This window comes from Cyclobacterium xiamenense (assembly GCF_009467825.1).
Classification (GTDB): domain Bacteria; phylum Bacteroidota; class Bacteroidia; order Cytophagales; family Cyclobacteriaceae; genus Cyclobacterium; species Cyclobacterium xiamenense.
Genome location: NZ_WIOK01000001.1, coordinates 320,604 through 339,183, shown reverse-complemented (window position 1 = coordinate 339,183; position 18,580 = coordinate 320,604). Strand labels below are relative to the sequence as shown.

Annotated in this window: 13 protein-coding genes; 12 read left to right on the top strand and 1 reads right to left on the bottom strand. The window is 48.9% G+C overall.

The window, feature by feature from the left end; translation table 11 throughout:
* Window positions 1–47 precede the first annotated feature (47 nt).
* The 12 genes from GCU44_RS01355 to GCU44_RS01300 all read left to right on the top strand — a co-directional run bounded on the left by GCU44_RS01355 (window position 48) and on the right by GCU44_RS01300 (window position 16,598).
* Entirely contained in the window at window positions 48–791 is a 744-nt protein-coding gene (locus GCU44_RS01355) for a carbonic anhydrase family protein (protein ID WP_154852749.1), read from the top strand.
* A 250-nt stretch (window positions 792–1,041) separates the two neighbouring features.
* The gene (locus GCU44_RS01350) at window positions 1,042–2,136 is read left to right on the top strand and encodes an FIST signal transduction protein (protein WP_154852746.1); all 1,095 of its coding nucleotides are present in this window, start codon (window positions 1,042–1,044) and stop codon (window positions 2,134–2,136) included.
* The gene (locus tag GCU44_RS01345) at window positions 2,118–5,777 is read left to right on the top strand and encodes a PAS domain S-box protein (RefSeq protein ID WP_154852744.1); all 3,660 of its coding nucleotides are present in this window, start codon (window positions 2,118–2,120) and stop codon (window positions 5,775–5,777) included. The genes GCU44_RS01350 and GCU44_RS01345 overlap by 19 nt, the downstream gene beginning before the upstream one ends.
* Before the next feature lie 281 nt (window positions 5,778–6,058).
* Entirely contained in the window at window positions 6,059–8,194 is a 2,136-nt protein-coding gene (locus GCU44_RS01340; RefSeq protein WP_154852741.1) for an outer membrane protein assembly factor BamB family protein, read from the top strand.
* Between the two features lie 758 nt (window positions 8,195–8,952).
* On the top strand, window positions 8,953–9,537 hold the full coding sequence (locus tag GCU44_RS01335; RefSeq protein WP_154852738.1) for a hypothetical protein: 585 nt from the start codon (window positions 8,953–8,955) through the stop codon (window positions 9,535–9,537).
* 326 nt (window positions 9,538–9,863) lie between these two features.
* On the top strand, window positions 9,864–10,382 hold the full coding sequence (locus GCU44_RS01330; RefSeq protein ID WP_154852735.1) for a nuclear transport factor 2-like protein: 519 nt from the start codon (window positions 9,864–9,866) through the stop codon (window positions 10,380–10,382).
* 139 nt (window positions 10,383–10,521) lie between these two features.
* Window positions 10,522–12,159: a TonB-dependent receptor gene (locus tag GCU44_RS01325; RefSeq protein WP_154852732.1), complete on the top strand. Its 1,638-nt coding sequence runs from the start codon at window positions 10,522–10,524 to the stop codon at window positions 12,157–12,159.
* Window positions 12,098–12,940 carry an outer membrane beta-barrel family protein gene (locus tag GCU44_RS01320; protein WP_154852729.1) on the top strand — a complete coding sequence of 281 codons (843 nt, stop codon included), beginning with the start codon at window positions 12,098–12,100 and terminating at the stop codon, window positions 12,938–12,940. The genes GCU44_RS01325 and GCU44_RS01320 overlap by 62 nt, the downstream gene beginning before the upstream one ends.
* A 392-nt stretch (window positions 12,941–13,332) precedes the next feature.
* Window positions 13,333–13,761 carry a nuclear transport factor 2 family protein gene (locus tag GCU44_RS01315; RefSeq protein ID WP_154852726.1) on the top strand — a complete coding sequence of 143 codons (429 nt, stop codon included), beginning with the start codon at window positions 13,333–13,335 and terminating at the stop codon, window positions 13,759–13,761.
* Window positions 13,762–13,843: 82 nt separating this feature from the next.
* Window positions 13,844–14,848, top strand: coding sequence for an NADPH-dependent aldehyde reductase Ahr (gene ahr / locus GCU44_RS01310; protein ID WP_154852723.1), 1,005 nt, complete (start codon window positions 13,844–13,846; stop codon window positions 14,846–14,848).
* A 96-nt stretch (window positions 14,849–14,944) separates the two neighbouring features.
* A complete protein-coding gene (locus GCU44_RS01305) occupies window positions 14,945–15,580 on the top strand; it encodes a sulfotransferase family protein (RefSeq protein ID WP_154852720.1) in 636 nt (211 codons plus the stop codon).
* A 223-nt stretch (window positions 15,581–15,803) separates the two neighbouring features.
* Window positions 15,804–16,598 carry an SDR family NAD(P)-dependent oxidoreductase gene (locus GCU44_RS01300; protein WP_154852716.1) on the top strand — a complete coding sequence of 265 codons (795 nt, stop codon included), beginning with the start codon at window positions 15,804–15,806 and terminating at the stop codon, window positions 16,596–16,598.
* A 384-nt stretch (window positions 16,599–16,982) separates the two neighbouring features.
* Here the strand turns inward: GCU44_RS01300 and GCU44_RS01295 are convergent, their stop codons facing one another.
* Window positions 16,983–18,557: an alpha-L-arabinofuranosidase C-terminal domain-containing protein gene (locus tag GCU44_RS01295; RefSeq protein ID WP_161993876.1), complete on the bottom strand. Its 1,575-nt coding sequence runs from the start codon at window positions 18,555–18,557 to the stop codon at window positions 16,983–16,985.
* Window positions 18,558–18,580 lie beyond the last annotated feature (23 nt).

Sequence of the window (18,580 nt, the reverse complement as noted above, 5' to 3'; positions counted from 1 at the left end):
CGTTCAGGCCCAGAACCCTTTTCACCAGTTTAACTGAACGCAATAGAATGACTACATTACAATCAATCGTAGGGCTGGTGACATTTACCCTGCTTGTCGCCTGTGCCCGTCCCAATCAAACGGATGAAGCCTTACCAAGTAGTAACGAACAAACGGCAAGCCCCCTGGTTCAGGAGGTCCTTACCCGGGAGCAGCGGGATGCGCTGTCGCCGGGCGATGTTTTGCAATCCTTTAAAGAGGGAAATGAGCGGTTCCAAACAAACGACCTAACAGCGAGAGACCACTCGGCGCAGGTACGAAAAAGTGCCTCCGGCCAATTTCCCAAAGCGGTAGTATTGTCTTGTTTGGATAGCCGGGTACCGGTAGAAGACGTTTTTGACAGGGGTATCGGTGATATTTTTGTGGGTAGAGTGGCCGGTAACTTTGTTAACGAGGATCTATTGGGAAGCATGGAGTTTGGCTGTAAAGTGGCCGGTTCCAAGTTAATTTTGGTTTTGGGACACGAACACTGCGGTGCTGTACAGGCAGCTATCGAAGACGTAAAAACGGATAACATCACCGCCATGCTGAGTAAAATCCGTCCGGCAGTGGACGCAGTTGTCTACGAAGGTGACCGGACGGCTGCCAATGCGTCCTTTGTGCAAAAGGTCTGCGAACAGAACGTCCGGCACACCATCGAGCAGATACGGGCGAATAGTGAGATTCTCAAAGAAATGGAAGCCGCTGAAGAAATAATGATTGTCGGCGGCGTATACGACATGGATACGGGAAAAGTAACGTTTTTGGAATAAAATAAAATACCGCCAACGATCATCTCCCTCGTTACTCACCGGCTCCCTGCCTGCAATAAATCCGGATATACTCCTACTTATCCCTGAAAATTTATAGAATCATTCAAAACAGGGCATGTGAAGAGAAAAAATATCGGCTATTTTTTAAAAAAAATGGAGGAAATTCCCTTTCTTGTAGTAGAAAAGTCCGGATGCAGCCCATCTGGGATAATTAATTTTGTAAAAGCTGATACAACCAAACCGTACAGGCATGTATTTTTCAACACAGGAGCTGCTGAAATCGGCGCTGATTGACGGCCAGCGAAATCCGAAAATCGCCTCCTACCTGCTTTTTGTTGCCGCGGAAAATCACCCCGACAAGGCATCCTTCGAGGAGATCCTCGCATTGAACGAAAAACCGCTCCTGGGAGGTATTTTTCCCGAAATTATCGGAGAGGGAATCCGGTACAAAACCGGTTTTGCGCTAGTGCCGCTGGAAGAGCGGCTACAGGTAGCCTGTTTTGAATCGCAGCAGGGAATTGTTTCACCGGAAGCGTTCAGGCATTGGCTGGAAGAACAGCCGGTAGAAGCCGCAAGTGTTTTTTGCTTTGTGAACGCGTTCTGGTCAGAAAAAACGACCTTCTTACACGCACTTTACGACGTATTCGGCCCTTTTGTCAATTACCTGGGGGGTGGCGCAGGTTCGCTGAGTTTCAAATCCTTTCCCTGTATCCTTTCCAACCAACGCGTGATCGAACGGGGGGCCGTGATCGGACTCATGGACGAAACCGTCCAATTAGGCGTGGCCCATGGATGGCAACCGATTAGCGACCCCATCAAAGTGACGCAAACCAAGGGAAATACCATCGTCAGCCTTAACTGGAAACCTGCTTTTGAGGTCTACCGGGAGCTGATCGAAGCCCACTCCCAACAACGTATCTCCCCGGAAAACTTTTTCGATATTGCCCGTTCCTATCCGCTGGGGCTGGTTCGGCTGGACGACGAAATGATCATTCGAGATCCCTATGCGACCGAAGCGGGTATGCTCCATATCGTGGACGAGGTCCCCGAAGGCGAATACATCCGCATCATGCATGGGGATTTACATTCGCTGCTAAAAGGGGCTCGGGAGGCAGTTAGCAGCGCGTTTAATGGGCAAACCGCTGAAGGAAATCAGGTGTGTTTTGATTGTATCTCGCGGGTACTGTTTATGCAAAGTGACTTTCAACAGGAACTGACTTTTCTCAACCAAAACCATCCAATGGATGGGGCGCTGAGTGTTGGCGAAATCGCCAATATTGGCAGTGCCTCCCTGGAATTGTTTAATAAAACGGTAGTCGTGGCACGATGGAAAAAGACAAATTAAACATTCAGGTTCTTCTCGAAATCGCTTTGAACCAGCGGATTCAGGGAGAAATTGAGGATAGCCTGGGAAGGGTACTGACTTTGTATCTGCGCAAACTAAACTGTTTTGCAGCCGCGATTTTTCAAAATGACGCGCTGGTGCAGGTACTACCCAAGGCCATGCTGAAGCGTGAAAATTGGTTGGTACAAGCAAAACAATTGCTGGCAGGGGTGGATTCACACTCCCAACAACCCCATTACCAACTGCTGGATCAGATACACTGGTACGCATTCCCCCTGGATCGGTACGGGTGTATGGTATTGATGCGACAGCGGGCACTCGGTACCGAAATGCAATGGGAACTTGGGCGCGTGGCCTACCAGTTGGGACGCGACCTCTGTCAGGCAAAAGAGGAGCAACGGCTGCGGCTATTGCAGGAACTTTTTGACAATTCTTCCGATGCCATACAGATAGCCGAGGAAAGCGGTAAACTCTACTATATCAACAAGGTAGCTGCAGAGCGATTGGGCATCGAAAAGCAACAGGCGCAACGGTACCGGGTGGGCGATTTTGAGATGATTTTTGAAAACGAGCAAAATTGGAAACGTCACGTGCAGGATTTGGAGTCCAATGGACAGATGATCATGGAAGGCACCAATATCCACCAAAAAACCGGAGAAACCACCCCGGTAGAAGTTACCGCCACCACTACCCGGATTAAAGACAAAAAATTTATCGTCGCGATCTCACGCGACATCAGTGAACGAAAAAAACAAGAGCGGGCATTGAACGCTTCGAATCAGAAGTTGACAAGCATCTTTAACGAGATGAGCGACGTGGTCTGGTCGGTAAAACTACCGGAAAATCGGGTCATCTTTATCTCTCCATCCGTTGAAAACCTGTACGAGATCGCCCCAGCCGAATGGCTCGCAGATATCAGCTGCTGGGAAAAATACATCTACCCGGAGGACCGGGCAGTAATCACACAAATCCGCAGGTCGCTTGCGGCCAAGGGCTCCTATGCTGTACGGTACCGGATTCTGACACCCTCCGGTAAAACCAAATGGATTCGAAATAACGGGAAACTAATTTTCGACAACGAAAGGAAACCCATACGCCTGGACGGGGTGATGATGGACCGAACCCAACAGTACCAGGCACAGGAAACGCTGCAGCAAGAACTTCAATTGCAGGAGGTACTCATCGATATCGCCACCACCTACATCAATCTTGACCTTTCAAATTTAGGCACCACCGTCCAGCAATCGCTAGAAAAAATGGGCCATTTTGTTGCGGCAGACAGGGCCTATATTTTTGACTACGACTTCAAAGAAGGGACGACCTCGAATACCTACGAATGGTGCGCCGAAGGAATAAATCCCGAGATCAATAATTTGCAACAGGTACCCATCTCCTTGTTACCAAATTGGGTGGAAGCCCACCGGAGAAACGAGGCATTTTACGTGCCTCGGGTACAGGACCTCGACGACGAAACCGACGGCGGGCTGAAATCCCTGCTTGAACCGCAAAACATCAAAAGCCTGATCGCCATCCCCATGTTGGATGGAACGGAACTAGTAGGCTTTGTCGGATTTGAGTCAGTAAAAAAACACCACCAATACAGTCAAAAGGAACAAAAACTGCTCTCCCTTTTTGGGCAGATGCTCATCAACATACGCAACCGGAAAAAATGGGGCGTCCAACTACAGGTACAGGAAGAAAAATTCAGAAACCTAATCGCCAATATGAATCTGGGCCTGTTGGAAGTCGACCTATCGGATCAGGTCATCTATGCCAATCATAGCTTTTGCCAGATGTCCGGATATACCCTGAACGAGCTAAAAGGACAGCTGGCCACCAACCTTCTTTACCCGGCAGGACAACAAAATCGGGTCAACCAGAAAAATCAGGAAGGCGAGCAAGGAATTACCACGAGTTTCGAGGTGGAAATAAAAAACAAAAAGGGAGAGCCCAAATGGTGGTTCGTTAGCTGGGCACCCAATTACAACGATCAGGAGCAACTCATCGGTAGCATTGCCGTGCACCTGGACATCACCGAACAAAAACAACTCGAACAGGAATTGGCCAAAGCCAAATCCTTTGCCGAGGCCGCCGCCAAAGCCAAAGAACTTTTTCTGGCCAATATGAGCCACGAAATACGAACCCCGCTCAACGTAATCATTGGCATGATACGGCAGTTGAAAGCAGAAAATCTGGGACCAAAACAGCATGGATACGTGCTCCAGGCTCAAACCTCCGCCAAGCACCTGCTGACCATCTTAAATAATATCCTGGATGTCGCAAAAATTGAATCGGGCGATTTGGAAATTATCCAATCGGAATTCAGTCCCGCTGCCATGGCGCAGAACGTGCATTCCATTCTCTTTTCCCAGGCCAAGGACAAATGCCTGGACTTTTCCCTGCAGGTAAGTCCCCAGGTTCGCCCCGTGCTGATCGGAGACGAAGTCCGCCTACGGCAGGTACTCATCAACCTCCTGGGCAATGCCATTAAATTTACCGAAAAAGGAAATATTCAACTGCGCGTACACGTACTGCAAGAAACCGATTCCAGCCAAACCCTGCAATTCGAAACCGCCGATACCGGCATTGGCATGTCCGAAGACTTTATTCAAAAGATATTCGATAAGTTTTCTCAGGAGCAAAACACCTCCAATCGCAGGTTTGAGGGAACCGGATTGGGCATGGCCATTTCACACGACCTGGTGCGGCTCATGGGCAGCGAACTACAGGTGGAAAGCCGAAAAAACGAAGGTACCAAATTCTCTTTCGTCCTCACACTGCCGATCGGCGACCCCAGTAAACTGGTATCCCAAAGCAAGGAGACAAAACCCGGTGCCTTTCTTGGCTGCAAGGCGCTGCTCGTCGAAGACAACGAAATGAACCGCTTTATTGCCATGCAAAGCCTGGATTTTATGGGGTTCCAAACGACCGAAGCAGAAAATGGAAAAAAAGCCATCGAACATATTAAAAACAAAACCTTCGACCTCATTCTAATGGATATACAAATGCCCGTGATGGATGGAGTAGAAGCGACTGCCTACATTCGCCAGCAACTCAACGTGACTACGCCCATCCTGGCACTTACCGCCAATGCCTTTCGGCACGACATTGATTTGTACCTCCACACCGGTATGAATGACTTTATCACCAAGCCCTACGATGAACAGGATTTTTTCAGGAAAATCGAGCAGGTACTCCGGAAGCCAACAACCCCGGAAACGGAATCAGAACCCGATCAGACCGACAGCGGGAACGACGATGCATCCGTGAAAAAATCAACCCAACCCCTGTTCGATCTGTCCCAATTGGAAGAAATAAGCAGAGGCAGTGAGCAGTTTATTCAAAAAATGTGCGAACTGTTTGTTTCCCTCGCCGATGAAATCACCGGTGAAATGCAACAAGCCCTGGATCAGAGAGATTGGCCGCGCATCCAAAAAGCAGCCCATAAAATAAAACCAAGCTTGGACCAATTTGGGGTGGATTCCATCAAAAACACCGTACGCGACGTCGAAGATTACGTCATGCGCCGCGACAACGAAGAGGAATTCAAGGACATGGTGCGCCAAATCATCGATACCCTGCATCAGGTTGCTGCAGGTCTACCGAAAGCATCGGCAGCAAATGGGAACGAATTGGGGTAGCGCCAGGGCTTTTTTACCCGCGTGGATTTCAACAGATCTTCCCCAAAATCTGGCCGAATCAGTTCCCCTGACCCTTTATCTGTTCCATCCAACCGCTGGCAAAAAGAATCAATTGTCCCTACCTCCTCCACGGAAAAAGCCTGAGCAGGGCTAGGCGGTACAGTCAATCTGCCACGGTAGAAATAAAATTTTATTATTCCCAAATATTTCAGCATATTCGTAGGTAAACCGACGAGCAAAAACCTCATTGGCTTGCTGGTAGCACTGTGTAACGTATACCCATGGCTGTTTGTACGACCCCTTCGAATCCCTGGCTTCCTGTGCCGCTGCTGGCACTTTGCGTGCTGGGAAACTTTTGCTGTACACCCGATCTAAAGAATCAGGACTGGCCCGAATACCTGGGTGGGCCCGACCGAAACCATTACTCACCCCTGGCCCAAATCAGCCCGGAAAATGTCGGAGACCTCCAGATCGCCTGGAGCTATTCTACCGGAGACAGCGGGCACATGCAGACCAATCCCCTGATCGTAGACGGGGTGCTGTACGGTGTGAGTGCCTCCTTGCGTCCCTTTGCCCTGGATGCCGCTACCGGTAAAGAAATCTGGCGGCACGAAACTGCAGAAAAAGGGGCTTTCAGTGCTTGCAGAGGCCTGAGCTACTGGAAAGCAGGCATCGATGAGCGGATACTTTATACCCAGGGTGAATGGCTTCATGCAGTGGATGCACGGACGGGCAAGCCGATTCCGGGTTTTGGTGCAGCTGGAAAGGTAAGCCTGAAAACCGGTCTTGGTCCCACTGCCCGGAACAAAATGGTGCTATCCAATACACCCGGCACCGTCTTCGAAAATTTGATCGTCATGCCACTACGGGTGGCGGAGGACCACCAGGCTGCGGCCGGGCACATTCAGGCCTTTGACGTCCGAACAGGTGCCCTGGTGTGGGTGTTTCATACCATTCCCCATCCTGGGGAATACGGGTACGAGACCTGGCCACCCGATGTGTACAAAAACGAGGGGATCGGCGGCGCCAACAACTGGGCAGGCATGGCGGTGGACCGGGAACGCGGGATTTTGTACGTGCCCACCGGATCTGCAGCACCGGATTTTTATGGCGGTGACCGGCCCGGTACCAATTTGTTCGCCAATACCCTGCTGGCATTGGATGCGCGTACTGGTAAACGAATCTGGCATTACCAATTGGTTCACCACGACATCCTGGACATGGATTTGCCGGCTCCTCCCAACCTGATTACCGTCCGCCATGCCGGAAAAACAATCGATGCCGTGGCACAGGTCACCAAACACGGCTACGTTTTTTTGTTTGACCGGGAGACAGGACTGCCCCTTTTTGATATAGAAGAAGTACCCGTGCCTGCCTCCACCATCCCAGGCGAACAGGCATGGCCTACCCAGCCCATCCCCAGCCGGCCACCCCCCTTCGCACGGCAGCTACTATCCGACTCCCTCATCAACCCCAAGGCCAACAACCGGGATGAACTTCTGGAAATCCTCCGTAATTCCGGGTATCAGGGACCCTTTACCCCGCTCAACGAGCGGGGTATGCTGGTTTTTCCCGGCCTGAGTGGTGGCGCCATCTGGGGAGGTGCAGCAGCAGACCCGGAAGGCATCCTGTATATCAACAGTAACGAAATGGCCCGCTACATGGGTATCGGACCGAGTACGGCTCCCGAAATCCTGGACGCCATGGGGAGCGGGGAGCGGGTGTATACCCTAAACTGCGCGCCCTGCCACGGCACCGACCGCAATGGCCATCCCCAAAGCGGCTACCCTTCACTTCGCCAAGTGAGCGAGCGCAAAACAGCGGATGAAATTGCGGATCTCCTCCATGCCGGTAAAGGGATGATGCCGGCCTTTCCGGGATTGGCTGAGGAGGAAAAGGAAGCACTTATAAAGTACCTGTTAACCGAAGCGCGCATGAGCGGAGCTTCCGAGGAACCCGGACTGATAGCCGAAGGAACGGGCTTACAACCTCCTGCCTGGGTGGTAAACCGATACATGAAATTTTTGGACGATCAGGGCTACCCGGCAGTGCGCCCGCCCTGGGGTACACTGACGGCCATCGACATGAATTCCGGTGATTTCCGCTGGCAGGTGCCTTTCGGAGAAAACAATGCCGGGACCCATGGCGGGGATTCCGCGGCCGGAACCGAAAGTTTTGGCGGCCCATTGGTTACGGGCAGTGGTTTATTGTTTATCGCAGCTACCCGAGACGGGAAGTTGCGCGCCTACGCTACAAACACCGGAAAATTGCTTTGGGAAACCCTGCTGCCCGCAGCAGCTTTTGCCACGCCAAGCAGCTATTCGGTCAATGGGAAACAGTACATCGTCCTCGCTTGCGGTGGCGGCCGGTTCAATACCCCCACAGGTGACCAATACGTCGCGCTTGCCTTACCGTAGCGACACTCGAAACAGCTTGCTTACCCGACGGGGTAGGGATCCAAGTGGCACTATATGTATCCCACTACCTGCATACAAAAATACGTTTTTACCATCCATTTACCGTCCGACAACCCAGCCCCGGAAAAAAAATCCGCTCGTTGATACAGTATTTCCGGCTATTCGTCCTATACGGCTTTTTATAAAATTATTTACTTGTAAATTGGTTCTACTAAAGTATTTAAAAGAATTATTTACACAATTAAACAAATTATATTCTATTTATTGTAAACTGGGCGTCGAGCGTTTAGCAGTAGGCGTTGATGACCGCACAACAGCTGGTCCGATTGGTTAATGGCCTGAGGCTGCATCCACCCAAAGCTTAGACGTTCACTTTTCAGTGAATAGGGGTTTTGTTGCAGGAGGCAAAAATTCTATCTGGGTGTGTAAAACCGGAAATATGTTCTGTAGATCGATTGGGTCGCGTCGCCGTCCGGAAGGAACCCACCCGACGGCAATGCCAATCCTGATGCAAGCGGGACCGGGGACTCGCCTCCCTATACAAGGGATAGTGGCGAAAAACCAGCGGGACAATCCATTCAGTCGTCGGTTTCGATCCTTTAAACGGGCATTTTACCCTGCCTCCTTTTACCTGCGATGTACTTCGTAAAAAAGCAGCAGATTGACCGAACCAAAAATGAATCGCGAGTTAGCATTATTTAGATAACCGCGAAGCTTTTTTAAGAGAGCACAAAACAAAAAATTTTAAACACGTTACTATGGAAAACAAACAAACATTCGATCGCACCACAGGTGTGAGACTGGCTAAAGAAGCGGGTGCAGTGAAAACAGCTGCTATTATTGAAGACGAAAAGTCCTGTTTTCAGGAAATATTTGAAACAGCCATAACCGAGATTGGGCAAGACCGGTTTGTAAGCACGTTGAATAAAGGTCCAAAAATCTGGTCGAAAATTGCCGCAAACGTGTTGCCAAATTTTGCAGGAAAGAGCAATATTGCATTGGCCTCTTTGGATACAACGGTAGCGAAAGCGGGAGATTCTATCTCCAAATTCAGGCTGTTACAAGGAGCGCCGGTAAGTGGGATTGTAAAGATTAACAATCTTCCTCCGGACAAACGTTTTTTGAATAAAAATGACACCTACGAATTCAATCCTGTTGAATGGAATATCGCAGAAGGGGGTTCGGTTACACTTTGGTTTGGGATAGAGGATGATGCGTTGATAGGCTTAGCAGCAGCTCCGGAATCATTCAAGTTCGATAGTACGAGTTCAAAGGTAGCATACTACCACTCGTGGGGACCTGCGGGCACACAGCAATTTGCTTTATTAGATCATGCTGTGTAACCACCTCCAGCAGTAACGGCTAAATCGTGGGTAAAGAAGGCAAGCTGACAACTCATCCTTGTGCTCGCCGGTAACTCATTCGTTAAGGAAAGCGGAAGGATGAAGCCGGCCTGCACGGGACCCAGTGTCCCTATTTCCCATAAAGTCTGAGAAATGTCCAGTACGGTAGATCCATTCCTCAAATCTAGCTCCGTAAGGAATTCCATTGACTTCGGACGACCAAACCATCCTTTCGTCCTGCACGCCTTTCTGACCACTACTAATCCATTTATATTTAGATGATTGCATAACCTTTTCCCATTTCTTTCCAATAAAACCCGTCTGCCATGAAAATTTTCAAAATAATCGTAGTATCTGTCTTTCTGCTGGTTTTTACAACCCCACTTTCAATGGCACAGGAAGCGACGCTGGAATTTCAGAATGCAGCAAAAGCGATGGAAACAGCCCAAACCTATGCGACAGCACTTCAAGCGGGTGATGTGGCCACAATGAACGCTCAATTCGCAACAGGAGCCATGATTTATGGTTTGGGCGGAGGCCTGGACTCACTTACAGTGGCACAGCACAACGACTATTACACCACTAGTACCAACCAATTCACGCACAGCCTTTCGCAAGAGCTTTACCTTCCTGTCAAAGTTACCAATAACTGGAATGAAGGCGAATGGATCCTGTCATGGGGAATAAACACGCTTACAAACAAGGCAAGTGGGGAAACAATTAAGGTCCCCTACCACTCTGCTTCCCGTATGGAAAACGGTAAAATTACGTTTATGAGATACTGGTACGACATGCTCACTATTCTAGAAACGCAGGGGTTTAAGGTGACTCCTCCTGCTAATTGAGCAAATCTCCGACTTCGTCATGTCATATTTCCTTTGGTGACCTTGAGATCGCCAAAGCGATTTATTTGCCCGCTCGACTAGAATTTTTCTGTCTTCTCTTGAAGGAGTTGATACTGAAAAAAAAAATAATCCCACGCTAATGAAGGTCCCATTAATTGCCATCCTGCTTTGTTTATTGGCTTCCAGCGTTTTTTCTCAAGGAACGATACAGGGAAACGTTCACGATTCCCAAAAAAAAGGGATATCCTATGCCAGTATATTGCTCAGGAACGAGCCGGATTCCTCGCTGATCAAAGGGGCCATTTCCGATGACTCCGGAAACTATGTTTTTACGGATATCCCAAAAGGACAATTCTATGTGGAAGTAACGATCCTGGGATATGCCAAAAGCTATTCACCGGTATTCCCTTTTTTGGGGACAGAAAAAAGTGAGTTGGCGGCAATCTTATTGAAGGAAGAAGATCAGAACCTGGATGAAGTAACGGTAACCGCCACCCGGCCACTATTTGAGTTGGAACAGGGGAAAATGGTGGTCAATGTAGCGAACAGCGTGTCTGCTGCGGGTTTGTCCGTCATCGATGTGCTGGACAGGTCTCCCGGGGTAATGGTGAACAGGCAAAGCAATACACTTTCCGTCTTAGGGAAAAACGGCGTGGTTATCCTGATGAACGGCCAACGGTTCCGAATGCCCCTGGAGGCGGCGTATCAAATGCTGGCCGGTCTCAATTCAAGTGATGTCGAAAAGATCGAAATCATTACTGTTCCCCCGGCCAACTACGATGCGGACGGAGATGCGGGGTTTATCAATATTGTGATGAAAAAAGACAATGACATGATCGGTACCAATGGTTCGCTAACACTCGGCCAAGGCTATGGATCCGGCTATAACGGCAATATGAGCTTCAACCTCAACCATCAGGGCCCTAAATTCAGTTGGTTTGGTCTTTTGTCAACAACTTATGTAGATCAGGTTCAGGAATGGGAAAGCTTCAGAGGCAACAACAACGGATTTGAAGACATTGGAATTGATACCTACAGCGATCGGTTTTCCACCAGAAAGTCCATCAATTATCAGGCAGGGTTTGACTACAAATTAAGTACAAATACCATCTTTAGTGGCCTGGTCAGTGGTTATACTAACCAGTGGAATTTGTCTGCACCGACGATTACAGAAGCCAATTTTTCCATCTCCCCGGACACCCTTACGCGGATGACAACGGTAGAGAACAATACATGGAATCATATCATGGGCAATATCAATCTTCAGCATACATTCCAAAACGGGCAGGTCATCAGTACCAATGTAGATTACCTGACCTACAAAAATTCCAACCCATCCGGGTACACCATCATGAATTTTGATGAATCCAATGATTTGATCGGATCAGAGGAATTCAGAATAACCAAGGATACCCCAATTGAGCTTTGGGTGACAGATTTTAACCACTCCATGAAAATCGGGGAATCAGTAGCCGTAGAATCAGGTCTCAGAGCTACTTTTTCAGAATTTACCAATACGGTGCTCTTCGAAGAGAAACTTGGATCAGATTGGCTGATTGATTCAAACTTCACCAACGATGGCTTTCTCGAAGAAGATATATTGGCAGCTTTTTCTACAGCAAAAATTGAATTTGATGAAAAAACTACCTTAAATGCAGGGCTACGATACGAAAACACCAAAACCAACCTGACGACCGTTTCAGGAGAAAAACTCGTTGACAGGCATTACGGGGATTTCTTTCCAACGGCATTTTTTATCCAGAAAAATCAATGCTGACAACCTGGTACAGCTGTCTTATGGACGCAGGATTACCCGTCCCACCTTCAATGAAATGGCACCTTTTGTGTTTTATTCGGACCCTTTTACCTTCTTCGCCGGCAATGAAAACATCCTGCCTACCTACACCAACAACATCAAAACAGATTATTCTTACAAACGTATGATTTTCTCAGTGCAGCATAGCATGGATAACGATGTAATTGCACAATTTCAGCCTACTCTGCATGAAGAAACCAATACAACATTCTTAAGAACAGAAAATATCGACCATAGGCAGACGGTATCCATAATTGTCGCTTTCCCCTTGCAATTGACTTCCTGGTGGGAAACCCAAAACAACTTCACGGCAAATTATCAGAAAGTCAATTCAGAACTGAATGGAGAGGCTTATGCTGTTGATCAGACAGGTATTCAGGTAGTACTCACAAATAGCTTTACGCTTCCCAAAAAATACACCATTGAGTTGATGGGGTATTATATGTCTCCCAGTATCATGGGATATTACCAGGTACTTTCGCGGGGCTTTCTCAATCTGGGAATCCAAAAGGACTTCCAAAAAGCAGGGATGTTGAGGTTATCCTTCAACGATATACTTGAAACCAGTCAACTCAGGTGGAGATCTTTCGATGGTGCTGATTTGGAAATTACAGGTAGGCTCAAATTTGAAAAAAGGGTGTTTATGGCTACCTACACCTACAAGTTTGGAAACAGTAAGATCAAAGGAACCAGAGACCGAAAAGTAGGCTCCCAGGAAGAACAGAGAAGGGTGACCAATTGATCATTTTTCTTTGGGAAAATAAATCGAGGCATTCGGACAAAAAAGGGCACAGCTTCGTCCTTGATGGGTTTCCTTTCAACATTTAAAAGGTTAATTTTTAAGCTGATGTATTACTAAACGTCAGATTTAAGTCCGTCATGGTTTTTGCCAAGATCAAAAATAGACGATTCGCCAAAACGATTTCTATGATATAAGAAAAACCAGCACACTTCTGCTTAAGACCTATAGCCGCCGAATATTCCCATGCCAAATACCGGAACTCCATCTATACCCAGCAGTTTCCAACCGTATCCTGGCAGGAAGTCAAAGGGCTGACTTTGCCTGAATATTTGATAGAAATCAAATTGGAAGTACAATGACGAATAAATCAATAAACCCTAAAATAATGAATTATGAAAACTCTTGAAGAAAAGCTCAAAAGAGCAAGTGAAAACCGGGCCATTATAGATGGGCTTTACAAAGCTTTTGCCGAAGGCGATATCCCAACAGTTTTGGGAATGATGGATTCAACGATCGTTTGGAATGAAGCCGAAGGTAACCCGTATGCGGATGGTAATCCCTACATAGGACCTGATGCCGTTTTGAATGGCGTTTTTGGCCGCATTGGCGCAGAACATGCGTATTTCAACTTAAAGGATATCGTGCTTCATGAAATGTTTAATGACAAAGTACTAGCCACCCTACGCTATGATGGCAAACACAATAATGGCAATAGTTACGACGCCCAAGTGGCGCATTTCTGGACACTTAAGGATGGGAAAGTGATTGCTTTTCAGCAATATGTGGACACAAAAAAATTACATGATGCTTTTAGTAAGTAAAAAGATCCTCAAAGGGATTAACTACCAAAAATTTAATTTACACCCATTCGACAATACCCACACGTTAAACTAAATCAAAATAATGAACGTATCCGCTTATGCCGCCAATGGCCCCCATGAAAAACTAACGCCTTTTTCCTACGAATTAGGAGCAGTAGGCGCTGAACAGGTTGATGTCAACGTTATCAACTGTGGTATTTGCCATTCAGATCTGAGCATGATAAACAATGACTGGGGAATGACGGCCTACCCCATTGTACCTGGCCATGAGATCATAGGCGAAGTAGTCGCGGCAGGCAATGCTGTCAAAAATGTAAAGGTAGGGGATAAAGTCGGTGTGGGTTGGTTTTCGGGATCCTGCATGTCCTGCCATGAATGTATGGATGGCGCGCATCATCTCTGCAGCTCTGCCGAACTCACTATAGGTGGTAGACATGGGGGCTTTGCAGACCATGTGCGTTGCCATTGGTCATGGGCAATTCCCCTGCCCGAGGGCATCAATCTGGATAAAGCCGGACCCTTGCTTTGTGGTGGGATTACCGTGTTCAATCCGATCATTATAGCCGGAGTCAAAGCAACGGACAAGGTTGGCGTCATCGGTATCGGGGGCCTGGGCCATTTGGCCCTTAAATTCCTAAATAAATGGGGTTGTGAAGTCATCGCTTTTAGCTCCAACCCGGATAAAAAGAAATCCATTATGGAAATGGGAGCTACCCAGGTGGTGGATTCCAGGAATCCCGAGGAACTGGCAAAAATCGCCGGAAGTTTGAGTTTCATTCTCAATACAACCAATGTGACCTTGGATTGGAATTCCTATTTGGCGGCCTTAGCTCCAAGAGGAAAGTTTCACAATGTGGGAGCGGTATTAGAACCGATGGCTATTCCTGCATTTTCTCTGATTACGGGCGAAAAGTCTGTGGCAGGAAGTCCGCTCGGGAGCCCGGCCCTGACACGAACCATGTTGGAATTCTGTTTGCGACACGACATTTATCCGATTACAGAAGAATTCCCGATGTCCCAAGTAAATGAAGCCCTGCAACATCTGGAATCCGGGAAGGCCCGTTTCCGAATTGTACTGAAAAATTAACGGGTAGCAACATCCCCAAATTAAGCAGTTGCCGTCAAAAAGAGCTTCGCCAAAAACCGATTTAGCGTAGGTAGTTAGTAACCAAAAAGAATATTTATGGAATTAAAAGTTATTGGATTAGGTCTGGGAAGAACCGGCACCTATTCGTTGAAAACAGCACTGGAACAACTACAACTGGGTCCTTGCCACCACATGGAGCGGGTGGCGCAAAACATGCCCGTTCAATTGCCCCTTTGGAATGAACTATTGAATCATCCGGCCAATTTTGACGCTGTTTATGAAGGCATGCAGAGCGCCGTTGATTGGCCAACCGCTGCCTTTTACAAAGAGCTGTATGCAACGTATCCGAATGCTCAGTTTATTTTAACACACCGAAGTAAAGAATCGTGGGCGGAAAGCTTTGGTTCTACGATCTACAAATTGCTTAGCGGGCGTGAAAACGCACCAGCACCCGTTCAGGACTGGCTCAATATGGTGGTGAAGGTAATTGAAAAATCAGGTTTTCCAATGGGTCTTGATTTTGAGGGCCTGGCAGAAAAATACGAAGCACATAATAAAGCGGTACAGGATCTAATCCCACCCGAACAGCTACTGGTATATCAGGTAAAGGAAGGATGGGAACCTTTGTGCCAGTTTTTAAACGTTGAGTCTCCCGCAACAGCATTTCCCCGCACCAATAACCGGGAAGAATTCTGGGATTTGGTGAATGCTGCCACAAAGCCAACATCTTGAGGCTGCGCAAACAAGAACATTCAGCGCTAAGTGAATTAGTCTGGAAAAACGGCACGTGTTTCGGGTAGTACCGACCAGGAAATCATTCAAAAAAATAGCGCATTAGCTGTTTCAATTACCAAGGCGTATGTATAGCCGTTTAGGCCTATAAAACAGACAGGTGGAATTAATTTTCTGGCAGCAAACCGAATACCTAATCGTTACAATTACCAATCGCTAACCGATGAAAATTAACGGAAAATTAGCCGTAGTGACAGGTGCTTCACGAGGCATTGGTGCCGCCACGGCCATTTTATTGGCTGAAAAAGGGGCACAAGTGATTCTGGTTGCACGTTCGAAAAGTGACCTGCTACACGTGGCTACACGCATTCGTCAGGCGGGCGGAATCGCTTACATCGTTGCTTCAGACCTGGCGGATGCCGCCTCCACCCGCAACGCTGCACAAGCGATCCTTCAGAATCATGGGGTTCCCGATCTTTTGGTTAATAATGCCGGAGCTGGACGTTGGCTGTTTGCCGAGGAGACGCCGGAAGGAGAAGAGGATGTTATGATCGCCCTCCCCTACCTGGCTGCCTTTCGCCTGTGCAGGGCCTTTCTGCCCGGGATGCTTTCGCGCCGCAGCGGCATGATCCTCAATGTCAATTCACCGGCATCGCTCATTCCCTGGAGTGGCGCAACGGGATATGCTGCCTCCCGGTGGGCCTTGCGCGGATTTACCGAGGCGCTACGGGCTGATTTGCATGGTACGGGGATGCGCGTCTGCGAAGTGATGCTGGGTGAAACCAGCTCCAACTACTTTGAGGCCAACCCCGGATCCTACCTGCGCCTACCAAAACTGGCAAAATTTCTTCCCCTGCTTACTCCCGAGGAGGCGGCTTGGTACATTGTCAAGGCCGTACGGCAAAACCGGAGCACCTATACGGCCCCCTTTCTGCTGGCCGTAAATCGCTTCTTCCTGGGGCTGATGCCCGGTTTGTTCAAGAGGATATCCTGGAAAAGCGACTTTCCTCACCCGTAAGGTTGGGATTTCACCAAAGAAAAACGACTCGTAATTGTGACCTCCCATTCACCAAGCAGGTGCTTTTCAAACAACGGGGAAAATACCTGTCCACGATCCGGCCCAGTCTTTGAATTGCCAGGTATGCAGCGTTGCGGAAAGGATCTCCGCCGATACTAGAGAGCTGCTGTTTAGAAAGTAATTTGTGCACAAGCAAGGAAGCGGACCGTTCCGTCCCAAAAAACCGCTGAACCTGTTGCTGTCCGGGGAAAACGCACTGAAAGATGCCCCGGCAGCCCCTCCATTAAGGTGATCAGAAAGGCATTGCATCGGCTGCCTGACCCCGGATTGCCAGCACCCCCCCCAGCTACTAACGCTTGGCCAAGCCGGTCGTTACAGCCCCGGTTATACGAGTTGGATCTCCACCGCCGATACGGAAGCAGCCGGAAAGGTCCATGTTCCGTCGATAGGTGCCTCCTTTGTTTGTATTTCAAGTGGGTCAGGCTCCCGGGCGATTACTTCAAATTCCGGATCGGCCGCCATCTCGTGCACCTTGATCGAGGCAATCGTGGCCCCCTTTATAGATAAGGTAGTTTTTACGGGGGAAGTTCGATGCGTATTCACTACGTGCGCAAATAACGTATTTCCTTTTCTACTTGCCGTAACGTCCAGGTAGGCGGGCGTTTGTGTGGTTGCGCAATAGCTGGTACCGCTGTACTTTCTGTAGAGTTTCATCACTTTTGCAACGGGCATCAGGAATGTTTCCCCGTAGGATCTTGGGATAGGAATCATCAGGGCATTGACCTGCCAGCGCGTGCCGCAAAAATCGGCCATGGTCGCGATTTTGAGCAAGTCCCCGTGGCGTTCGTGTAAATTTGCCATGCGCGCATAGGAAACACCGGTGGCCCAGGTGGACATCACCTCGTTTCGGTTTCTGCCCGGAAAACTGTAGTGGCACTCGGTCAGGGCCATGGGCATTTGATAGGGCTCCACCTGTTCCCGCATGGCTACGACTTTTTTCTCGTGAAAGGCACAGGCATTCATCAGGTATTCCCAGGTTCGGCCAGGATCTTTCCGGTAATCTACTCCTTTCAAGGGGTTGTCCGGGTCCCTCCCGTAGGGGTTAAACATGTGGTGAAACGCCACGTAATCCAGGTGCTCTCCGGCACGCTCGATCATTTCCCTGGCCCAGAAGGTTTCTTTTCCTTCACCCCACCGTTGCAAACCACCCCAGCCGATCAGTTTGATAGACGGATCGGCCCGAAGCATCTCTTTGCTAAACGCCAGCGTCTTCTGAACGGCGGTATCCAGGTGGAAACGATCGTTGGCATAGGAGGTTTCGTTGCCGATTTGCCAGAAGGGGATGCGTAAGGGGCCGTCAAAACCGTGGTCCTTTCGCAGGGCGTTGTCCGGATTATTGCAATAGTCCACCCATTCGGCTGCTTCCTGGGCGGTACCCCGCCGATCGCTGCCCATACCGTCAATCGACCATCCGGGGCTTCCTTCCGACTCAAAATTCACACACATGAGCGGATCGGCACCCACCTGCCTGCAAAAGTCGACGAATTCCGCCGTGCCTACCTGGTTTGATTCATACCCGCCCCACAGTAGATTTTGCATGGGTACCCGACTGCTTCGCTTACCGACGCCCTCTCGCCAGCGGTAATACGAACTGAAAATACCGCCAAACCGCACCATGCTGGGCGCCAGCTCCCGGGTGGCTTCCAGCACGTCCTCACGCCAGGCGTGTTTACTAAAATCCCATGCGGCCTCCACCGACCCGTCGGTGCGGCCCAGGGGTTCCATAAACTGCATGTACAAATAGGGAGACAAGGCAAAGGTAGGCTCGGGATCAATTTCGATGCCCTCTTTTGCCTTAACGACAACAGACCTGGCTCCGGCTGACAGCTCCGGGCTAGCTGCTAATCCTGCTCCGGCAAAAGCAGCGGATTTAATAAAGGTTCTTCGGTTGATACTCATTTTTGAACTAGGGTCGTGTACGC